Consider the following 18,934-nt stretch of genomic DNA (forward strand, 5'->3'; position numbering starts at 1 on the left):
TCTGCGGTTCTGAATGGCGGGCACTACTGGTTTTTGCAGCTGGGTTTTGCGGCGAAATGCCTCGTTCTGGTGCGGACTGTGGTGACTGGCTGGCACTTGTGGTGCAGCTTGTGGTCAGCAGAGGAGCAGGCGGTTAATTAATCGCAGTGACATCATTTTGCTGAGCAGCTGCTAAACTTTTCGGCATTGTTCCTGACAGAGTGTTCCGATGGTTGATTCAACTGCATCCACTCCAGTTTCGCTGGATGCTTCCGATGGTGTCTCGCTGCTGCACCGGCGTATCCACGAATACGTTGCGGGTGAGCCATTACACGTCTTGCTGCTGGGGCGGAATGAGACCACCGAGCAGCTGGCTGCCGCTGTGGAAAGAGCCGGTTACCGGGCTAAAATTGTCGATTCCATTTCACATCTGCTGGCGCGCGAAGAACCGAATACCTTTGCCGTGGTGATTAATCTGGATGTGATTTCTGAGCGCCAGCACCAGTGGCTGATCGATCTGGCGGAAAGTAATAAACAATGGCCGGTGATTGCTCTCAGTCAGGTGGACACCCTCAGTATCCGGGCCACGGCGGTGCGTATGGGGGGCCAGGCGTTTTTTACCACTCCCTACGAGCCGTTGCGTATCGTCAGTGAGCTGGATGCTTTAAGTGAACGCTTTGAGCGTGATCCGTATCAGGTGCTGGTAATCGATGACCAGCAATCGGTGGCTGATTATTACGCCTCTGTGCTGCAGCAGGCCGGCTTTATTACCCAAACGGTCGTCACACCACTGACCGAACTGATGCCCTACCTGCAGAACCATATTCCCGATCTGATTCTGCTTGACCTCTATATGCCGGATATTAATGGCCAGGAGATCGCCGGTATTATCCGTCAGATGGATAATCTTATTTCGGTACCGATTGTGTTTTTATCCTGTGAAATGAGTCCGCGGCATCAGCTGCGGGCGTTATGCACCGGCGCCGATACCTTTCTCACTAAGCCGGTGCGGCCAGCGGATTTATTATCGGCAGTGGAATCGCGTATCCGTCGCGGCCGTTCGGTACGTAATCTGGTGACCCGGGACTCATTGACCTCGCTGTTAAACCGGCGCGAAACCCTGCGCCGGTTGCAGGAAGAGGTGGCACGCAATCATCGTTATGGTCACCCGTTCTGCCTGGTGATGGTGGATCTGGATAACTTTAAATTTATTAATGACACCTATGGCCATGCCATGGGGGATCGGGTGATTGTGCACTTTTCCAAAGCACTGGTGTCGTCTTTACGGGAAAACGATATCGTCGGCCGCTGGGGTGGTGAGGAGTTTGTATTAGGCTTGTGTGATACCGGCCCGGAAGGCGCGCAGCAGATATTGGCGCGGCTGGCGAAACACCTGGAAAACAGCAGTCCGGGGGATAATTTTCATTATACGTTTTCCGGTGGGCTGATCAGTTGCAGTGTCGAACACAACGTAGACAGCATGCTGGAAATTGCCGACCGCTGTTTGTATCAGGCAAAAAAAGAAGGACGCAATAAATTTGTCGTTCACCGGGCTGCTGACCACTGACAGCCATTTCTGGTTATCCCACCTTGGTTTATCCCACTCTGCTGGCCGTGTTTTGGTGCGCGGCCGCTGCTCAGGCACCAAATCCGTTCACTTTTTTACCAATTTATCCGCAACCGCCCGGTTTTTCGCGGCTTTTATGGCTGGCATTTAAATTGCTGAATAACCGCAATGATTTGTTCGGCCACAACGGCGTGGTTTAACAATAAGGCAACGAAGCACCACAGGAGACTGATGACCATGAGCCGATAGAGAGAATCATTATGAGCACACACATCGATACGGATAATTCGTCCGCAGAACGCATTATTGTTGTAGGCAATGGCATGGTTGGCCATCATTTTTTGTCTGCAATGGCCAGTGGCGAATACGCCGACCATTATAATCTGACCACCTTTTCTGAAGAACCCCGGCTGGCCTATGACCGGGTGCAGCTGAGCCGCTACTTTTCCGGTGCCAGCGCCGAAGATTTGTCCCTGACGGATGAACAGACTTACCAGCAACACAATATTCGTTACCTGCTGAACGATCAGGTGATTGCTATTAATCGCCAGCAAAAAACCATAACCACCGCCAGTGGCCGTTGCGAAGCTTACGATAAGCTGGTGCTGGCTACCGGGTCTTATCCGTTTGTGCCACCGGTTGCCGGCCATGATCAGCCTCACTGTCTGGTGTACCGCACCATTGAAGATCTGGAAGCCATTTCCGCCTCGGCACAACAAAGCCGTGTGGGGGTGGTTGTGGGGGGTGGTTTATTAGGACTGGAAGCCGCTAACGCACTGAAGCAAGCGGGCTTAACCACCCATGTGGTGGAATTTGCCCCCCGTCTGATGGCGGTTCAGCTGGATGAACAGGGTGGTCGGCTATTACGTCAGGAAATTGAAGCCCTGGGCGTTAGTGTTCATACCGATAAAAACACACTGGAAATTGTGGCCGGGGAACAGTGCCGTTATCGCATGAATTTTGCCGACGGCAGTTTTCTCGAAACCGATATGATTTTATTTTCAGCCGGTATCCGGCCTCAGGATACGCTGGCGAAGCAGGCCGGGCTGGCGCTAGGGGAACGCGGTGGCATTGTGATTAATCAGTACTGCCAGACATCCGATGCCGATATTTATGCCATCGGTGAGTGCGCCTTATGGAATAACCGGATATTCGGTCTGGTGGCACCGGGTTATCAGATGGCGAAAGTTGCGCTGGCACATATTCAGCAGAGCCACACGGGAGTGGCCGAGGTCCCTCAGTTTCAGGGGGCGGATATGTCGACCAAGCTGAAACTGTTAGGTGTGGATGTGGCCTCCATTGGTGATGCCCAGGGACAAACCGAGGGCGCCCGTTCTTTTGTATTTCAGGATGATATTAATAAGGTCTATAAACGGCTGGTGATTTCTGCCGATGGCAAAAAACTGCTCGGTGCGGTACTGGTCGGCGATGTGGATGCTTATGGCACCTTATTACAACTGAAACTGAACGATATGACCTTGCCTGCCGACCCGGCGGGTTTGATATTACCCGCTGCTGATAACGACACGGCCAGTGCCGGACTGGGGGTGAATGCGTTACCCGACAGTGCTCAGATTTGTTCCTGCTTTGATGTGACTAAAGCGGATATCGCCAGCGCGGTTAACGACGGTTGTTGCACCATGGCGGAGATTAAACAGCAGACTCAGGCGTCATCCGGATGTGGTGGCTGCAGCGCGTTAACCAAGCAGGTGATGGATAATGAGCTGGCGGCGCTTGGCGTCGAGGTGAATAACCACCTGTGTGAACACTTTGCCTACAGCCGGCAGCAGCTGGCGGATATTATCCGCAGCAAACACTATCGCACCTTTGCCGAATTATTGGCCGACTACGGCCAGGGTCATGGCTGTGAAATCTGTAAACCGGCGGTTGGCTCGGTGCTGGCGTCGTTTGATAACGATTATGTGCTGGCTGACGATCATATCGGGTTACAGGATACCAACGATATTTTCCTCGGCAATATGCAAAAAGACGGCAGTTATTCTGTGGTACCGCGGGTGGCCGGCGGTGAAATCACACCGGAAAAACTGATTGTGTTGGGGCAGATTGCCCAGCAATACGACTTGTACACCAAAATTACCGGTGGCCAGCGCATTGATTTATTTGGCGCGCAGTTACATCAGTTACCCGACATCTGGCAGCAGCTGGTGGACGCCGGTTTTGAAACCGGACACGCCTACGGTAAATCGTTACGCACGGTGAAATCCTGCGTTGGCAGTACCTGGTGTCGTTATGGTGTGCTGGATTCGGTGTCGATGGCGATTGCCCTGGAAAATCGTTACAAAGGGCTGCGCGCGCCGCATAAAATTAAATTTGCCGTGTCGGGCTGTACCCGCGAATGTGCCGAAGCCCAGAGCAAGGATATTGGTGTGATTGCGACGGAAAAAGGCTGGAATTTATTTGTCTGCGGCAATGGCGGAATGCGCCCGCGACATGCGGATTTATTCGCTACGGAACTGGATGACGAAACCCTGATTCGCTATATCGACCGTATTCTGATGTTTTATGTCCGCACGGCTGATCGTCTGCAACGCACCTCGGTGTGGATGGAAAATATGGAAGGTGGGCTGGAATATCTGCGTCAGGTAATTATCGATGACAGTCTGGAGCTGGCTGGGGAACTGGAAAATGCCATGACGCGGGTGATCAGCAGTTATCAGTGTGAGTGGAAAACCACTCTGGAAACACCACAAAAACTGAAACGTTTCCGTCACTTTATTAATTCACCAGAAACGGATGACGCATTGCTGTATGTACGGGAGCGGGGTCAGCGCCGTCCGGCAACCGACAGCGAAAAACAACAACGCATTGAACTGACACCGGTGCAATAAACCGATCTGAGCGGTGGCTGGTGATACAACCAGCCCAACCATTAATTGTGGAGAACTGTATGAGTGACTGGATTTCTGTTTGTCAGCTGGATGATATCGCCCCGGATACCGGTGTTTGTGCCCAGCTGAATAATGAACAGGTTGCGCTGTTCCGTTATGGCCGGGAACAACGGGTCTATGCGGTGGCTAATTATGATCCGTTTGGTAAGGCCAATGTGTTATCGCGTGGCATTATCGGTTCTGTGGGGGAACAGCGGGTGGTGGCTTCACCTTTGTATAAACAACATTTTGATCTGCAGACCGGTATCTGTCTGGAAGACGATGCGGTGCAGATCGCCACCTTTAACAGCCGCGTGGTCGATAACCAGGTGCAGCTGTCAGTTCGCCGCTGATACCTTGTCCGGTGGTTGAGGATGCAGACCAGCGCTGGCAACAGCGCTGGTTTTTTCATGGCGGTTTTGCAGCTGGTTATTTACTTTAGTGATACGTTTATTTTTAATGGCTGGATTATTTAAATGATCGGCATGGCAGGGGACAGAATGGCATTCTCAGCAACAGAAAAAGCGCAACTGCTGGCACTTAAAGGCGTGGGCCCGACGGTGATACAGCGCTTTGAAGAAATTGGGATTGATTCGCTGGCGCAGCTGGCGGGTTATAACGCCGATGATATTGCCGGGCGGGTGGCGGAGGTATTGCGCAGCAGTTGCTGGAAAAACAGCCCGCAGGCCCGGGCGGCGATCAACGCCGCCATTCAGCTGGCGCAACAGTCACAGGTTTAAAACAGGAGCGACATAAAACCGGGCAGCCCGGAGTGGCGCTCAGGCGACACAGGCGGCGCGGCCGAACAACAGCCTATCACGCAGCTGTGTGACACACTCCTGATTGCGCATCAGCTCGAAGTACCATTGGCTGTCGCGTACATCGCCCAGGCATAACGCGCCGCTGATGCGGTTATTACGCAGAATAATTTTTTTGTACAACATGGCCTGCTCATCCAGATAGCTCAGCGTTTCTTCGTCAGCGCCGGCTTCCACCTGTCCGAGGCTGTGGACATCCAGGCCGGATACTTTGAGTTTGGTGAGGTGGCTCTGCTCGCGGTAAACCTGCTGGTCATGTTGGCGTGCCGGCTGCGTTAATTGTTGCGCCAGCACGCTGGCCTGATCCCAGATCGGGGCGACCAGACCATAAGTGTGTTGCTCAAACTGGCAACATTCTCCCAGCGCGTAGATACCATTGACGCTGGTGCGCATGTATTGGTCCACCAGGATGCCCCGGTCACAGGCCAGTTGTTGCCCGGCCAGCCGGATCAGTGGGCTGACCCCGGTGGTAAAGATGACCAGTTCGGTTGGCTGTTGCTGTGGCTGCGCCGAGCCGGCCGTATTCCAGCTGACAGCACTGACACGCTGGCCCCTGGCCTGTAATTCGATCTGAGAAATACCGCTGTGGACCGCGATACCGCGTTGTTGCAATGACTGTTGCAGCAACCCGGCGGCACTGGCGTCCAGCTGGCGGTTCATTAATACCGGGTTGCGATGCAGCAGGCTGACGTCGACACCCTGGCTGCGCAGACCCACGGCCGCTTCCACGCCGAGCAGACCGGCACCAATCACACACACGTGTGACAACTGCGGCAGCTGCTCCAGCATCCGCTCAACATCGCGGATATCCCGGAATCCGGAAACGTTGTGTGCATCGGCATGGGGCAAATGCGGAATACTGGGTTGTGATCCGGTGGCAATCACCAGCTGACTGAAGCCGATCCGGCGCTGGCCACATTCTAATTGCCGTTGTGCCACATCCAGCCGGGTAACGGTATGGTTCAGTAAAATACGAATACGACGTTGCTGATACCAGTGTTCATCGTGCGGGGTAATCTGTGACAGTTGGGTATCACCGGCCAGCAGCGGCGATAACATAATGCGGTTGTAATGCGGCACCGCCTCATTACTGAGTACCAGTATCTGCTCAAACGGGTGATGTTCACCCAGCTGTTCCAATAACCGGTTGCTGGCCATACCGTTGCCGATGATAACCAGGGTATTGTGGGGAGATTCTGTAGGGGCAGACATTGTTCAGCTCCGGAAAAAAGCCGGGGCTGAGCCCGGCAACGGAAGGAAAACCATCGTTATCAAAAGTTCAGGCCGGCAAAATACGCTTCAGCCGACATAGCCATCAGAATTTTGCCTGGCCCCAGAGCCACAGCTTCTGGCTGTCGTTGCCGGTATCACCGGCCTGATAGTCGGCGAATTTAACCCCCAGACTGAACTGCTTGCTGAACTGACGGGACAGCAGCAGATTCACTTCATGGCCACGGTCTTCATTGCCTTCATCGGCCTGGTAGTCGTGGTAATGGGCCAGCAGTTTATTCCCGGCAAACCGGCCGCTGAGTTTCAGGTAACGGTCAGACAAGCCCTGACTGCCGCTGGCCAGGAATTGATCGGCCCAGCCATTAAACGCGTGTTTGGTCGCCAGTGGTGTACTGAAGCCGTATTGTCCGTCGTCACTGCCGAGTATTTCGTTACCCAGCAACAGCTGCACGGCGGAGAGCTGAACACCGGCCTCTAGCAGCGCGTAACCGGCGCTGAAGTCGTTATTACCGGCCTCTGCGTTCTGGCTGGCCAGTTCGGCGTTGTACAACAGCTTCAGCTGGCCGGCTGTTTGCTGGCCGCTGAAACGGCCACCAAAGGTATCCAGCCGGTTGTGGCTGTCGTCGTCTTCCAGCAGATAACCATACAGGCTGAGTTTGCCGATGGCGGTCTGATAACCCAGATGAATAATATGGCTGGAAACATCACTGGCGTTAAACAGAATGTCGTTTACCTGATCGATAAAGGCATAACTCAGATCCAGCTGATCTTTTTTATAATTCAGCCGCAGGGCATCAAAGGTTTGTTCGTTCTGACGCCAGCCGACGTTTCCGACAAAACGGGCATTATCGAAAATCAGCCGCTGGCGGCCGATGGTGGCGCTGACAGCCTGATAACGGTAATGCAGCTGCAGGCGGTTAATTTCGCTGTTAACCGGGTCGGCGACCACATCATAGCCCGGCTTTTGCGGCCGGTAATCATCGATCAGTGCGCGTACATCTTCGACTTCAGCCAGTAATGTCAGGCCATGATAGTCGGCGGTCTGGTAGCCCAGTCGTGACGCCAGGGTGAGGGCGCTGGCGGTTTTATTATTGGTGTTGCTGTCGTTATTTTCATAGCGCAGCCGCAGCTGAGCGCTGGGTTTACCCTGTAGCAGACTGTCGCTCAGTGTACCGGCCTGGCTGGCGGCGGGCAGGGCGCTGGCCAATAACAGCGCCGGTACCAGTACGGCGGCGGCATTAACAGGCAATACAGCGGCGAATGTGTGGATCGCTTGTTTCATAATATCTCCTGAATTTGATCGTCCTGCATGGTTCTCGGAATACTTCTCTGCCGGGCGTTATGCCACTTTGTGTTGCGCGTTGCTGTTGCTGTCAGATTTAGCCGTCTGAATATTTTCAACCTTCTTCTGTTTTTCGTAGAGGAAACTCAGCACCTGCTGGCGGTAATGGTTGTACTGTGGATCGTCGGCCAGCTGAATCCGGTTGCGCGGTCTGGGCAGTTCAATATCCAGAATTTCGCCGATGGTGGCGGCCGGACCGTTGGTCATCATGACGATGCGGTCGGATAATAAAACCGCTTCATCTACGTCGTGGGTAATCATAATCACGGTGTTATTCAGGGCTTTCTGAATTTCCATTAAAGAGTCCTGTAAGTGGGCCCGGGTCAGGGCATCTAACGCACCAAAAGGCTCATCCATTAATAACACCTGGGGCTCCATTGCCAGTGCCCGGGCAATGCCGACCCGCTGTTTCATGCCGCCGGATATTTCGTCCGGACGTTTGTGCATGGCATGAGTCATATGCACCAGCTCGAGGTTGTGTTCAATCCAGCTTTTCATTTCCGTTTTGGATTTTTTACCGCTAAAGACCTGTTTAACCGCCAGCTCGACATTTTCATAAGCCGTCAGCCAGGGTAATAACGAATGGTTCTGAAACACCACCGCACGTTCCGGCCCCGGTTCTCTGACTTCTTTGCCGTTTAATACAGCGCCCCCTTCGGTGGCCTGCAGCAGGCCGGCAACAATATTTAATACGGTGGATTTACCACAACCGGAGTGACCGATCAGGGAAATGTATTCACCCTGTTGTATTTTCAGATCGACATTCTGTAACGCCCGGAACGGGCCGTTCGGGGTTGGGAATTCGATGCCGACCTGAGTTAATTCGAGTAATGTTTTCATCCTGTTTTCTCCAGTGCGGTGTTCAGCGTAAGGTGACCGATTTGTCCCAGGACACGGCTTTTTGCAGCGCCAGCATCAGGCGGTCTAATAAAAATCCGATCAGGCCAATGGTGATCACGGCAACCATAATCCGTCCTAATGAGTCGGAGCTGCCATTCTGAAATTCATCCCAGACAAATTTTCCTAATCCCGGGTTCTGGGCCAGCATCTCTGCCGCGATTAATACCATCCAGGCGATACCCAGAGATAACCGCAGGCCGGTGAATACCATAGGAATGGAAGAGGGCAGGACAATTTTCCGTACGTGGGTCAGCCAGCTGAGGCGTAATACCTGACTGACGTTTAATAAATCCCGTGATACTGAAGCCACACCCACCGCGGTGTTAATAATGGTTGGCCACAGGCAGCACAGCATCACAGTAATCATCGAGGTGACAAACGATTTGGGCACACTCGGATCGTCTCTGACATACAACGCGCTGACCAGCATAGTGACCAGTGGCAGCCAGGCCAGCGGTGATACCGGTTTGAATAACTGGATAACCGGATTAAAGGCCGCGTATAAACTGTTGCTCAGGCCAATTACGATCCCCACCGGAATAGCGATGACAGAGGCCAGAATAAAACCGGTTAATACCGTGACCAGGCTGGTACCAATCTGATCGATGTAGGTGGGTTTGCCGGTGTAAGCACGAATCCGTGGTTGATAATCCGGGTCCTGAGCCACCCGGGCGGCATTACGTGCCTGTTGACGCTGGTAAAACGCATCGGCTTTTATCCGCTCGTCTTTATGCTCCTGGTACAGCACCTGGGCTTGTTGTAACGCTTGTTTGGGGCCGGGAAACTGTCCCAGTGAGGTATTGATATTGCTGGCGGCGCCATGCCACAGCAATAAAAAAACAGCCAGGCCTGCCAGTGGCACGCCCAGATTTCGGGCCAGGCCGGTGAACAGATGACGAGCGGGATTGTCACCCTTGCTCAGGCGCTTCAGTGGCTGTAGCCAGCGACTGTGCGCGAGTGATGGGAAAGTCAGCGATTTATTCATGATGTGATCCTGAATGATGGTGGTCGGCGTTGGCGTAACAACGGCCGCAGGGAGTGACACCTGCGGCTGATTGTCAGATGGCATCGTCGCCTTTTAAGCCAATGGCAAACTGTTTCAGGTAGGCGTTTGGCTGCTTACCGTCATAAATAATGTTGTCGATAAAATGTTGTTGTGGCGCGCGGAAACCGCTTTCACTGGCAAAGTCCGGGAAGTCGTCAGCGGTTAATTTGCCTTCTTTAATCAGATCCCGGGCAGCGGCGGCATAAATGTCGGGACGATAGACCTGGCTGGCAATATCCATATACCAGCTGTCCGGTTTTTGTTCGCTGATCTGCCCCCAGCGGCGCATCTGAGTCAGGTACCAGATGGCGTCGGAATAATATGGGTAGGTGGCGTGGTAGCGGAAAAACACATTAAAATCGGGCACCGATCGTTTGTCGCCTTTTTCATATTCGAAGGTGCCGGTCATGGAGTTGGCAATCACCTCATAATCGGCTCCGACGTATTGGCTTTTAGCGAGAATTTTCACCGCTTCCGGACGATTGGCGTTATTATTTTCGTCCAGCCAGGCCGCGGCGCGAATCATGGCTTTAATAACCCGTTTGTGGGTGTTGGGGTATTTTTCGGCCCAGCTTTTATTCACGCCGAATACTTTTTCCGGATTGTTTTTCCAGATTTCGTAATCGGTTACCACGGGTACCCCGATACCTTTAAATACGGCTTGTTGATTCCACGGTTCACCAACGCAATAACCGGAAATAGTGCCGGCTTCCATAGTGGCCGGCATTTGTGGCGGTGGGGTAACGGATAACAATGCGTCGGCTTTCAGCTGCCCTGAATTGTCACCTTTATGCGGGGCGTAATAACCGGGGTGAATGCCACCGGCGGCCAGCCAGTAACGCAGTTCGTAATTATGCGTAGAGACCGGAAACACCATGCCGAGATTAAAGGGTTTGCCCGCCGTTTTATATTGTTCGATCACCGGTTTTAAGGCGTCGGCTTTAATCGGGTGTTGCGGTTTGCCAGCAGCGTCCCGGGCAATGTGTTTTTCCATCTGTTGCCAGACATCGTTGGACACGGTAATGGCATTGCCATTTAAATCCATACTGAAAGCGGTGATGATCTGCGCCTGTGTACCATAACCAATGGTGGCGCCCAGCGGCTGACCAGCTAACATATGAGCGCCGTCGAGCTGACCATCAATCACCCGGTCGAGTAATACTTTCCAGTTCGCCTGGGCTTCTAAGGTGACGTATAAACCTTCGTCTTCAAAAAAGCCTTTTTCATAGGCGATGGCCAGCGGCGCCATATCCGTGAGTTTGATAAAACCGAAGGTCAGTTCTTCTTTTTCCGGCCAGTCGGCGGCAAAAACCGGCGCGCTTACGCCCGTCGCCAATCCGGCTGACAATAGCAGGGCGGTTTTCAGAAATGTTCGTCGCAGTGTGGTCAGTGCTCGCATTGTGCTTCCTCTCTCAGGCCAAAAAAAAGGCGCCACGACCGGTGGGTCGTGAGCGCCTTTGCAATGATCAGAATGTCGGCTGATCAGCCGTCTGATAAATTCGTTTTCGGTTAACCCGCCTTTGGGTTTTTCTGGGTGATGCAGCTGGGTTGTTGCGAGGACTGTGCCAAGTTCTGTAACCCGCTGTTTTACGCTGTCCGGGGTAGTTAACGAGCCGTTTTGGCCCGTTTTGAGCACCAAATCAGGATAAATCCCCGCTGTTATGAACCGCTTTGGTGCGTGTTATAGGTGTCACGGAAGCGGTCGCCGGCAAAACATTCACGCGCCACCGCCGGGATGTTGGTGTCCGGGTCAATCCAGCCCCAGCGTAACATCTGGTTTAAAAACCACTCGGCGTGGGCATGCTCTGCTGCGGCAGCGACTTCGGGCTGTAACACCAGCATGTCTTTGATCGCTACGGCGGCATCGCCTTGTTTATAGATAAACTCGCCGCTCAGTGCGGGCAGAATCGCCTGTAACGGTTGTTCCAGTACTTCAGCCAGCAGGCTGGCGGCCTGCTGCGGATGTTCGTGACACCAGCGGCCGCCCTGTTGTATCGCCCGGGTCAGGGCGGTCAGTGTATTGGGGTGGGTGTTGGCCCAGTCGCGCCTGACCCCCAGAACTTTATCGGGTGCTTTGTCCCATAGCCGGGTGGCGGGCAGCAGGCACTGGCCAACGCCCTGCTGGATGGCGACGCTGTTCCACGGAGCGCCGGCAAAAAAACCGTCGATGTGTTGCAGGCGCAGGTGGTCGACCATTTGTGACGGTGGCAGTACCACCAGTTCGATATCGTTATCCGGGTGAATATCGGCACCTGCCAGCCAGTCACGCAACAGCAGGTTATGCACCGAAAACGGAAACACCACGGCAAACACCAGTCGTGCGTTTTGTTGCCGGCGGCGCTGCTGAATGACGGTTAATAACTGCCGGGCGATCTGACTGGCATCGCGGCTGGCTATATCTGTAAGCTGCAGTTCCTCTGCCAGGGCATTGGAGATGGTCAGTGCATTGCCATTACGCGCCAGCGCGATGGGCGCATACATTGGCTTCTTCAGACTACCGATCCCCAGGTGGGTGGTGAGTAACATCGGCGCTAACATCTGTGCCGCATCAACATGACCAACGATCAGTTTGTCGCGGATATTGGCCCAGGATACTTCCTGCTGCAGGGTGACGTTGAGCCCGGCCTGCTGAAAACAGCCCTGATGCTGTGCCGCCAGCAGGGGTAATGCATCAGTAAGGGGCATATAACCCAGCGTCAGGTTGCTTTTTTCCAGCGCTGAGGCGGATGTTTGTGGTGTATTCATAACGGGTGCTCAGTCGTTTAACAGGTTCATCACAGAAATAATATTGCGCGCCACATCGACCATTCGCTGGCTGCGGTCCATCGCCAGTTTGCGAATGGCGTGGTAGGCCTCTTCTTCCGTGAGGTATTTCTGCTTCATTAACAGCGCTTTGGCTTCATCAAGGATACGGCGGTCAGCCAGCTGATTACGGGTTTTTTCCAGCTCGCTGCGCAATGCCTGAAACTCGCGGAAGCGGGCGACTGCGACATCCATGATGGATTTAATGCGGCTGGCCTGCAGACCATCCACCACATAAGCGCTGACACCGGCGCGCATGGCTTTTTCTATAGTGAGGGTATCGTCTTCATCACTGAACATGATCACGGGTTTGGGATTGTGCTGATTAAGGACCGTCATATGTTCCAGCATGTCGCGGTCGGGGCTGTCGATATCGATAAAAATCACGTCGGGCTGATGTTCTTCCACCCGTTTCATCAGCCCCTGAGCGGTTTCCAGGCAGGCGACCACGGTACAACCGATATCGCTGAGGGCTTGTTCCAGCAGGGCGGCCCGGGCGGGCTGGTCGTCGACCAGCATAATCCGGGTTGTTTGCTGAGAAAGAGGTTTACCGGCGTCGGGAGATAAATTATTGCTGCTCATAATTCCTGACTGCAGAAGTCTGTGGCGCCGCGTTGGCGGCTGTTCTGTATCAGGGTTCAGCAAAAACCAGGCCGCCGCCCGGGCAAATTGACCGGTTTGTCCGCCATAGGTGGGCGACGGCAGAGGCTTCAGTTTATCGCTGCGCAATCCTGCGCCGGCAGGCTATCGATCCATTGGCGAATCAGAACAATCGCTGAATCGTCGCTGACACTGCGGCCCAGCGGGGGCATGCGGTCTTTGGCTTCCGACAGCTCCATTCTCAGTGGCAGGCTGGAAATATCGCCGCGGCCAGGCCAGATATCAAAACCGCCGCCACGCCAGCCATGGGCAGAATTACACACCCCGTGGGCATAACCAACGTCACGCCAGTACTCCAGTCGCAGGCCGGATAAGGCTGCGGCACCGCTGTCGCTGTGGCAATGGCCACAGTTAATATCAAGATAGGCTTTGGCGCGCTGTTGCAGTGCTTGCGACGCATCACGCCAGTCGGGGGCGACCGCCAGCTGGTGCGGCGGGGCGGGTAATTTGATCAGACCGAGATGTTGCCAGTGTTGTAACTGGTTAATGCGCTGGCCGTCGACGCTGATATCACGATTCAGGTGCCGGACTTTCGGACCGATGGGCGTGAAGCTCAGCCGGCCGTTGTCATTGTGCTGGTGGCAGGTTTGGCAGCGCAGCTGAGACGGCGCCTGATAGTCAAATTCCAGCCTGGCTGTGTTGTGCATAAACGAAACGCTCTGGCGGTGGCCGGCGGTGGACAGTACGCCATCCTGTAACTCGTTATGCCAACGGTAGGGAATAAAGATCCAGCCACTGTCGCGGCGGATTAACAGGCGGATTTCAATGATGGTTTGGGCTGCCTCAGTGGTGCTGATATCCGGCAGCGAAAATACCTTGACCAGGGTTGTGCCTGGCGGGAAGTCGAGCACCTCTCTGGCCTGATAACCGATGCGCTGTTCGGGGGGCAGAAATATATAACGGTGTTTTCTGGCATGGTCGGTAAACAGCTGGCTGCTGAGCTGGTAATACAGCCCGCCATTGGTGCTCGCGGGTTGATCCGGCTGGCCGTTAAATAAGCGATAATCCGATAAACGCTGGCAACGACTGTGTTGCAACGCCTGCCAGTTAACCGCGCTACCAGGGCTGTTGCACGGCGAGTTGTCGGCTGCAATCGCGCCGGATGGTGACGGCTTGTCTGCACCACAGCCAGCCAGAATCAGAAGGAAAAAAAAGGCGCCGCAGCGCCATAAAGGGGAACTCAGTCGCATAAACCCGGGTCCATGCTGTCGATCCAGGCTTTGATTAATGCGGTGCCTTCCTGGTGGATGACCGCCCGCCCTAACGGCGGCATAGAGCGGCCAGGCTCTGCCGTGTTCAGGCGGTTGTACACCAGCGATACTGAGGAATCGCCCGGAACAATAACCTTTGTGGAACCTTCCATTGAGCCGGATACCGGTTCGGCACAGGCGCCATGATACCGTTCGTGACCCAGCCAGGAGGTATTGTAATCGGCACGGAAGGCGGTGTTACTGGCCTGGCCTTCGGTACGGTGACAATGGCCACAGTTGATATCGATCCAGGCTTTGGCGGTGGCGGTTAATTGCTCGGGTGTGCCACTGTATTCCGACAGCGATTTTTCATCTGAAAACGAAGCGGCTTTCGGTACGCTTGTCAGGTCGGCCGGCAGGCCGGTTAACATATTTTCGCTGACCCATTTGTTAAGCTGGTTTTCCGGTCCCATGCCGTAGTCGTAATCACTGTTCAGATAGCGGGCTTTAGGACCAATCGGGCTGAAGTAGGCCGGGGTAGGGTCGACGTTGTTCTCTACATCGTTGTCACCGTTAGGATTAAACTGGTGGCAGGTGGTGCAGGAATTCTGATTGGGAACGCCGTAGGTAAACGACAAACTGTGTTCGCCATGTTGCAGATTATTAATGGCGACGGCTTCACCATTTTTATCCCAATAGGCTTCGGTTTCGGCTTCGTTCCAGACATAAGGGCGGGCAACCCAGCCGGCTTCTTTTTTGATTAACAGCCGGGTTTCGATGATTTTTTCTTTTTCCACCCCCCGCTCACTGGTATCTGATGGCATGGTGAAGGTTTTACTGATCACGGTGCCAGTGGGGAATTCAAACGACTCTGTGGCGTTATAACTGGCTGTTTTTCCTGCCGGAATAAACACAAAGCGGTATTTGGAGGCGTAATCGGTAAATAACGGTGCCGCTAAGGTGTACGCCAGACCACGTTCACTGGCATTTTGGGTTGGGTCGCAGGGGTTGGCGAACAGCCGGTAATCAGACAATTTATCGGCGTTAGCCTGTAATACTTTTTCCCAGTCAACCTGTTTGGCTGAGGCGTTGCACACCGAGGTTGTATTCGAGTTGTCGTCCGAGCCGCAGGCGGTTAATAACAACGCAGACGATAATACGGCCAGGAATTTATTATTTTTCATAAAACAGTTCCGTAACAGAAACAGGGCATAAAACAGGGGCGGTGCCCCTTCTGAACAGGGTGGGGGCCGAAGCCACCCACCATTATGGTTTTTAAAACGAGCTTAACGTGCGCAGGACGCGTTCGCACTGTCGTCGCTGGTACAACCAAATTGTTGTTCACCGACGGTGACCGTGACCGGATTGCCCTGGAAGCCGTTGCCGGCACAGTTCATGACACCGTTCGGGTCATTGACGATGGCCCCGGCGACCGCCATATTGCCGGCGCCCAGCTGTTCCAGTTTGGACTGTGGCTGACCGTCAGCGAAGGTATTGGCGGTTGCACTGGTTTCATAGACGGACCCAGCGAACAGATTCTGATCATCAATGCCATTGTTGCTCTGGCATAAGCCTGCGTCGGTGGCATACGGTGCAAAGGTTGCCAGGTTGATGGGGGTGTAATCGCCCGCTCCCGGAATATTGGCTTTTACCGCCGCCGCTACCTGATTAATACCGCCGGCAATGGCCTGCATAATACTCTCACCATCGCCACCCGGGTTGGGGGTGTTGGCTAATAATTCACCGACGCCGTCATACAGGATGTGAGGCACGGTGGTTTTGCCGTTGGCCACGTCCGGCAGTTGCTGGTGGAAGCCCTGGTAGCCGGTGATCAGATCTTCAATTAATGACCCTTGCGGATTATTTTTTGCCGGATCCAGGCTGATGGTGTTGTTATGAATGTTGATGTTGCGGATAAATGGCGACCAGCCATCCAGGTACATTTCGGCGTACGGGTGAATATCGCCGTAAGACATGACTGCCGGTGTGCTGTCATCGTTATCGGCGCCACCCACGTCCTGTTTCGGAGTGGCGGCCACTTTATCGTCCGGTAACATGTAGGAGGTGATGGCAATGGAGGTGGTCTGATGATCAGTGATGGTGTTGTTGTAAATCTCAACGTCCGACGTCGACAGTACAATCACCCCGGTGCCTGGCGGTACGATATGAACGCCGCCGGCAAACTCGCCGACCTTGGCGAAGTTCGGCGCGTTGTTGGCCGTGACCTGGTTATCAAATACCCGTACGCCGGAACCGTATTTGCCATTACCGATCGGCAAATCAAAAATCAGAATGCCACCTGTGTTACCGGTTGCGGTATTACCATAAACATCGGCGTTGGTGCTGTTTTCGATTTCGATACCAGCGACGTTTTTAACGGCGGTATTATTACGCACAACAATATTGTCAGATTGGCCGACATACACACCGGCGTCGGCTGAACCTTTGACAAAACAGTCTTCAATCAGAACGTTAGTGGTCTCAACCGGGTACAGACCATAAGCACCGTTGGTGGACTGATAATCGGTTTCCCACACCGTTGCCATGCGACGCATGATGATGCCGTTGGATTTGGTTACTTTCAGGGCATTGTTATTGGACTCATAAATACCAAAATCTTCAAAGGTCAGGTTATTGGTATTGTTGAACAGAAAACCGTCGGCGGAAGCGCCGCTGACATCAATAATGGTTTTTTCCATCCCGGCGCCACGGAAGGTCAGATTGGATACAGCGATGTTGTCGACCAGGCCATTAAATTCGATGGTGCTGGTAAACTGGTAACGACCTTCCGGAAAAATAAAGGTATCACCATTTTCGGCTTCTGCCAGTGCATCAAGCAGTTCGTCCTGCACGGTTTTATCGCGCAGGTCTGTGGCACTCCCGAGGCAGATTACCCGGGCGCCACTGGTGGTGACATCGGTACAGTTAAAGGCTTTGCCCGGATCGATAAAGCTGGTTGGACTATCGTTGTCGTCATCACTGCCACAGCCGGTCAGCGCCAGAGCGGACATCCCCATCATGGCCGCAAGCGCCAGAGGCTTGAGGCGGTTTGCTGTTTTTATTGTTTCCATCATTTCAGGTCCTGAGTATTTGCTTGATTTCACACTCCGTGAATTGTTATGTCGTCCTCCCTGATGGTTTGATAGAAAAACAGCGTTGACCTGGCAGGTAAAAACAAATCGATAATTAAACTCTGACAATCGCATTGCAAAAGTTACGATGCCAGCTGTAATGAGGCCTGGAGCGCGCTCTAAACGAATTGCAAAGTCGCTGTGCAATTCTTTATAACAATAATTGCACAGCCAGGATGTTGCATTTTCGGTCAGGCGGAGGGAGAGGAGCCCGTTGCTGCCGGCTTGCCACTCTGATCACGGTACAGTGACGGGGTGGTGTTGTGGATTTTCCGGAACGCGCGATTAAATGAGCTCATGGTACGGTAACCAACGTCCAGTGCGATGTTGGTGATTGGGGTGTCGGGTTCGCTTAATAACCGATCGGCTGCTTCGCCAATACGCAGCTGGTTGATGTATTCGTTAAAGTTGTTGTATCCCAGCGACTTATTAATGGTTGCGCGTAATTTATACTCCGGCATTTCCAGCGCCTCTGCCAGTGTTGCCAGCGTCAGGTTTTCTTCACGGTAAAAGCCGTTGGCCATCAGCTGGTGCAGTTGGCTGAGGTGAGGGTTGTCCTCTTCGTCCTGCTGGTTGGCCGGTTGTGTCTGAGCGTTGTCATCGTCCGGCGTTTCCTGAGTGGCGGGTACAGGTTGCGGGCGCAAACTCCATAGCTCGGGTCGTCCCTGCAGCAGAAACCACACCATGATCAGCAGACTGGTGTCGATGCCGATATAACGCGTGGCGTCGTCACCAATATTCTGGGTATACGACACAATCGACCAGCCGGTAGCCAGTCCCATCGACAATAACAAGCCGCCGCGTAACCGTCGCCGGGCTTCCACCAGGTCGTTACTCCAGTTGCTGATGATTTCGTAAAAGCCCATGGCAATCACCAGATATTCAAGGATTTGCGGGAAATCGACCAGTAACGGGCGCAGTGCTGGCGGTTCGCCGGAAATCACCCAGCTGAACGGCAATAAGAAACTGCCCAGTGCCAGTGCCCAGCTCAGGTGGCGGGGCTCCCCCGGGTCAACAAAGGTATAACGGCTGGCGATCCAGAACATGGCCGGGGCCATGCTCTGTACGTTCCAGGACAGGCTGTGCCAGGCCGGAGGAAAAAAATCGTGGTACATGTGGGTATTGGCACATACCAGTAACAGAATAAAGGCTTTTGCAGCACGGGTTTCCAGAAAGTCACGGCCGATCAGCAGCGCCAGAGATAATGACAATCCGGTTCCCATTGCAGCCAGAAACAGCTCTGCTTGGCTTTGCATGGTTATCAGCTCAGGTGTTGTTATTGTTATGTTCAGATCGTTGATCATGATGCTGCCAGTCGTTGCAAAAACTCAAGGTTAAAGTGTGGCAGACTGTAAATTTTTTTTGCTCACGGGCTGTGCGTT

At 53.7% G+C, this 18,934-nt stretch carries 15 protein-coding genes; 4 read left to right on the forward strand and 11 right to left on the reverse strand.

Going from position 1 to position 18,934, the window contains the following annotated elements; all coding sequences use genetic code 11:
* Positions 1-208: 208 nt before the first annotated feature.
* The 4 genes from ACFOMG_RS06805 to ACFOMG_RS06820 all read left to right on the forward strand — a co-directional run bounded on the left by ACFOMG_RS06805 (position 209) and on the right by ACFOMG_RS06820 (position 5,174).
* Positions 209-1,546 (forward strand): GGDEF domain-containing response regulator, encoded by a 1,338-nt coding sequence (locus tag ACFOMG_RS06805; RefSeq protein WP_376865606.1) that lies wholly within the window; start codon positions 209-211, stop codon positions 1,544-1,546.
* 260 nt (positions 1,547-1,806) lie between these two features.
* Positions 1,807-4,395, forward strand: a complete 2,589-nt coding sequence (nirB, locus tag ACFOMG_RS06810; protein WP_376865608.1) for a nitrite reductase large subunit NirB — start codon at positions 1,807-1,809, stop codon at positions 4,393-4,395.
* A gap of 59 nt (positions 4,396-4,454) precedes the next feature.
* Positions 4,455-4,787 carry a nitrite reductase small subunit NirD gene (gene nirD, locus ACFOMG_RS06815; protein ID WP_376865609.1) on the forward strand — a complete coding sequence of 111 codons (333 nt, stop codon included), beginning with the start codon at positions 4,455-4,457 and terminating at the stop codon, positions 4,785-4,787.
* A 147-nt stretch (positions 4,788-4,934) separates the two neighbouring features.
* Positions 4,935-5,174: a helix-hairpin-helix domain-containing protein gene (locus ACFOMG_RS06820; protein ID WP_376865610.1), complete on the forward strand. Its 240-nt coding sequence runs from the start codon at positions 4,935-4,937 to the stop codon at positions 5,172-5,174.
* A gap of 39 nt (positions 5,175-5,213) precedes the next feature.
* Here the strand turns inward: ACFOMG_RS06820 and ACFOMG_RS06825 are convergent, their stop codons facing one another.
* The 11 genes from ACFOMG_RS06825 to ACFOMG_RS06875 all read right to left on the reverse strand — a co-directional run bounded on the left by ACFOMG_RS06825 (position 5,214) and on the right by ACFOMG_RS06875 (position 18,808).
* Complete coding sequence (locus tag ACFOMG_RS06825) at positions 5,214-6,464, reverse strand: NAD(P)/FAD-dependent oxidoreductase (RefSeq protein WP_376865611.1); 1,251 nt, start codon at positions 6,462-6,464, stop codon at positions 5,214-5,216.
* Between the two features lie 103 nt (positions 6,465-6,567).
* Positions 6,568-7,764, reverse strand: a complete 1,197-nt coding sequence (locus tag ACFOMG_RS06830) for an alginate export family protein (RefSeq protein WP_376865612.1) — start codon at positions 7,762-7,764, stop codon at positions 6,568-6,570.
* A 57-nt stretch (positions 7,765-7,821) separates the two neighbouring features.
* A complete protein-coding gene (locus ACFOMG_RS06835; protein ID WP_376865614.1) occupies positions 7,822-8,664 on the reverse strand; it encodes an ABC transporter ATP-binding protein in 843 nt (280 codons plus the stop codon).
* 22 nt (positions 8,665-8,686) lie between these two features.
* A complete protein-coding gene (locus tag ACFOMG_RS06840) occupies positions 8,687-9,709 on the reverse strand; it encodes an ABC transporter permease (RefSeq protein ID WP_376865616.1) in 1,023 nt (340 codons plus the stop codon).
* Positions 9,710-9,782: 73 nt separating this feature from the next.
* Positions 9,783-11,168 (reverse strand): CmpA/NrtA family ABC transporter substrate-binding protein, encoded by a 1,386-nt coding sequence (locus ACFOMG_RS06845; protein WP_376865617.1) that lies wholly within the window; start codon positions 11,166-11,168, stop codon positions 9,783-9,785.
* A gap of 260 nt (positions 11,169-11,428) precedes the next feature.
* Positions 11,429-12,514, reverse strand: a complete 1,086-nt coding sequence (locus tag ACFOMG_RS06850) for a CmpA/NrtA family ABC transporter substrate-binding protein (RefSeq protein WP_376865618.1) — start codon at positions 12,512-12,514, stop codon at positions 11,429-11,431.
* Positions 12,515-12,523: 9 nt separating this feature from the next.
* Positions 12,524-13,153 carry an ANTAR domain-containing response regulator gene (locus ACFOMG_RS06855; RefSeq protein ID WP_376865619.1) on the reverse strand — a complete coding sequence of 210 codons (630 nt, stop codon included), beginning with the start codon at positions 13,151-13,153 and terminating at the stop codon, positions 12,524-12,526.
* Between the two features lie 128 nt (positions 13,154-13,281).
* Positions 13,282-14,421: a hypothetical protein gene (locus ACFOMG_RS06860; protein ID WP_376865620.1), complete on the reverse strand. Its 1,140-nt coding sequence runs from the start codon at positions 14,419-14,421 to the stop codon at positions 13,282-13,284.
* Positions 14,412-15,605, reverse strand: coding sequence for an SO2930 family diheme c-type cytochrome (locus ACFOMG_RS06865; protein ID WP_376865621.1), 1,194 nt, complete (start codon positions 15,603-15,605; stop codon positions 14,412-14,414). The genes ACFOMG_RS06860 and ACFOMG_RS06865 overlap by 10 nt, the downstream gene beginning before the upstream one ends.
* Before the next feature lie 102 nt (positions 15,606-15,707).
* Positions 15,708-17,495 carry a parallel beta-helix domain-containing protein gene (locus tag ACFOMG_RS06870; RefSeq protein WP_376865622.1) on the reverse strand — a complete coding sequence of 596 codons (1,788 nt, stop codon included), beginning with the start codon at positions 17,493-17,495 and terminating at the stop codon, positions 15,708-15,710.
* Positions 17,496-17,743: 248 nt separating this feature from the next.
* The gene (locus tag ACFOMG_RS06875; protein ID WP_376865623.1) at positions 17,744-18,808 is read right to left on the reverse strand and encodes a helix-turn-helix domain-containing protein; all 1,065 of its coding nucleotides are present in this window, start codon (positions 18,806-18,808) and stop codon (positions 17,744-17,746) included.
* Between the last annotated feature and the right edge of the window lie 126 nt (positions 18,809-18,934).

The organism is Bacterioplanoides pacificum (genome assembly GCF_042648445.1).
GTDB lineage: Bacteria > Pseudomonadota > Gammaproteobacteria > Pseudomonadales > Oceanobacteraceae > Bacterioplanoides > Bacterioplanoides pacificum.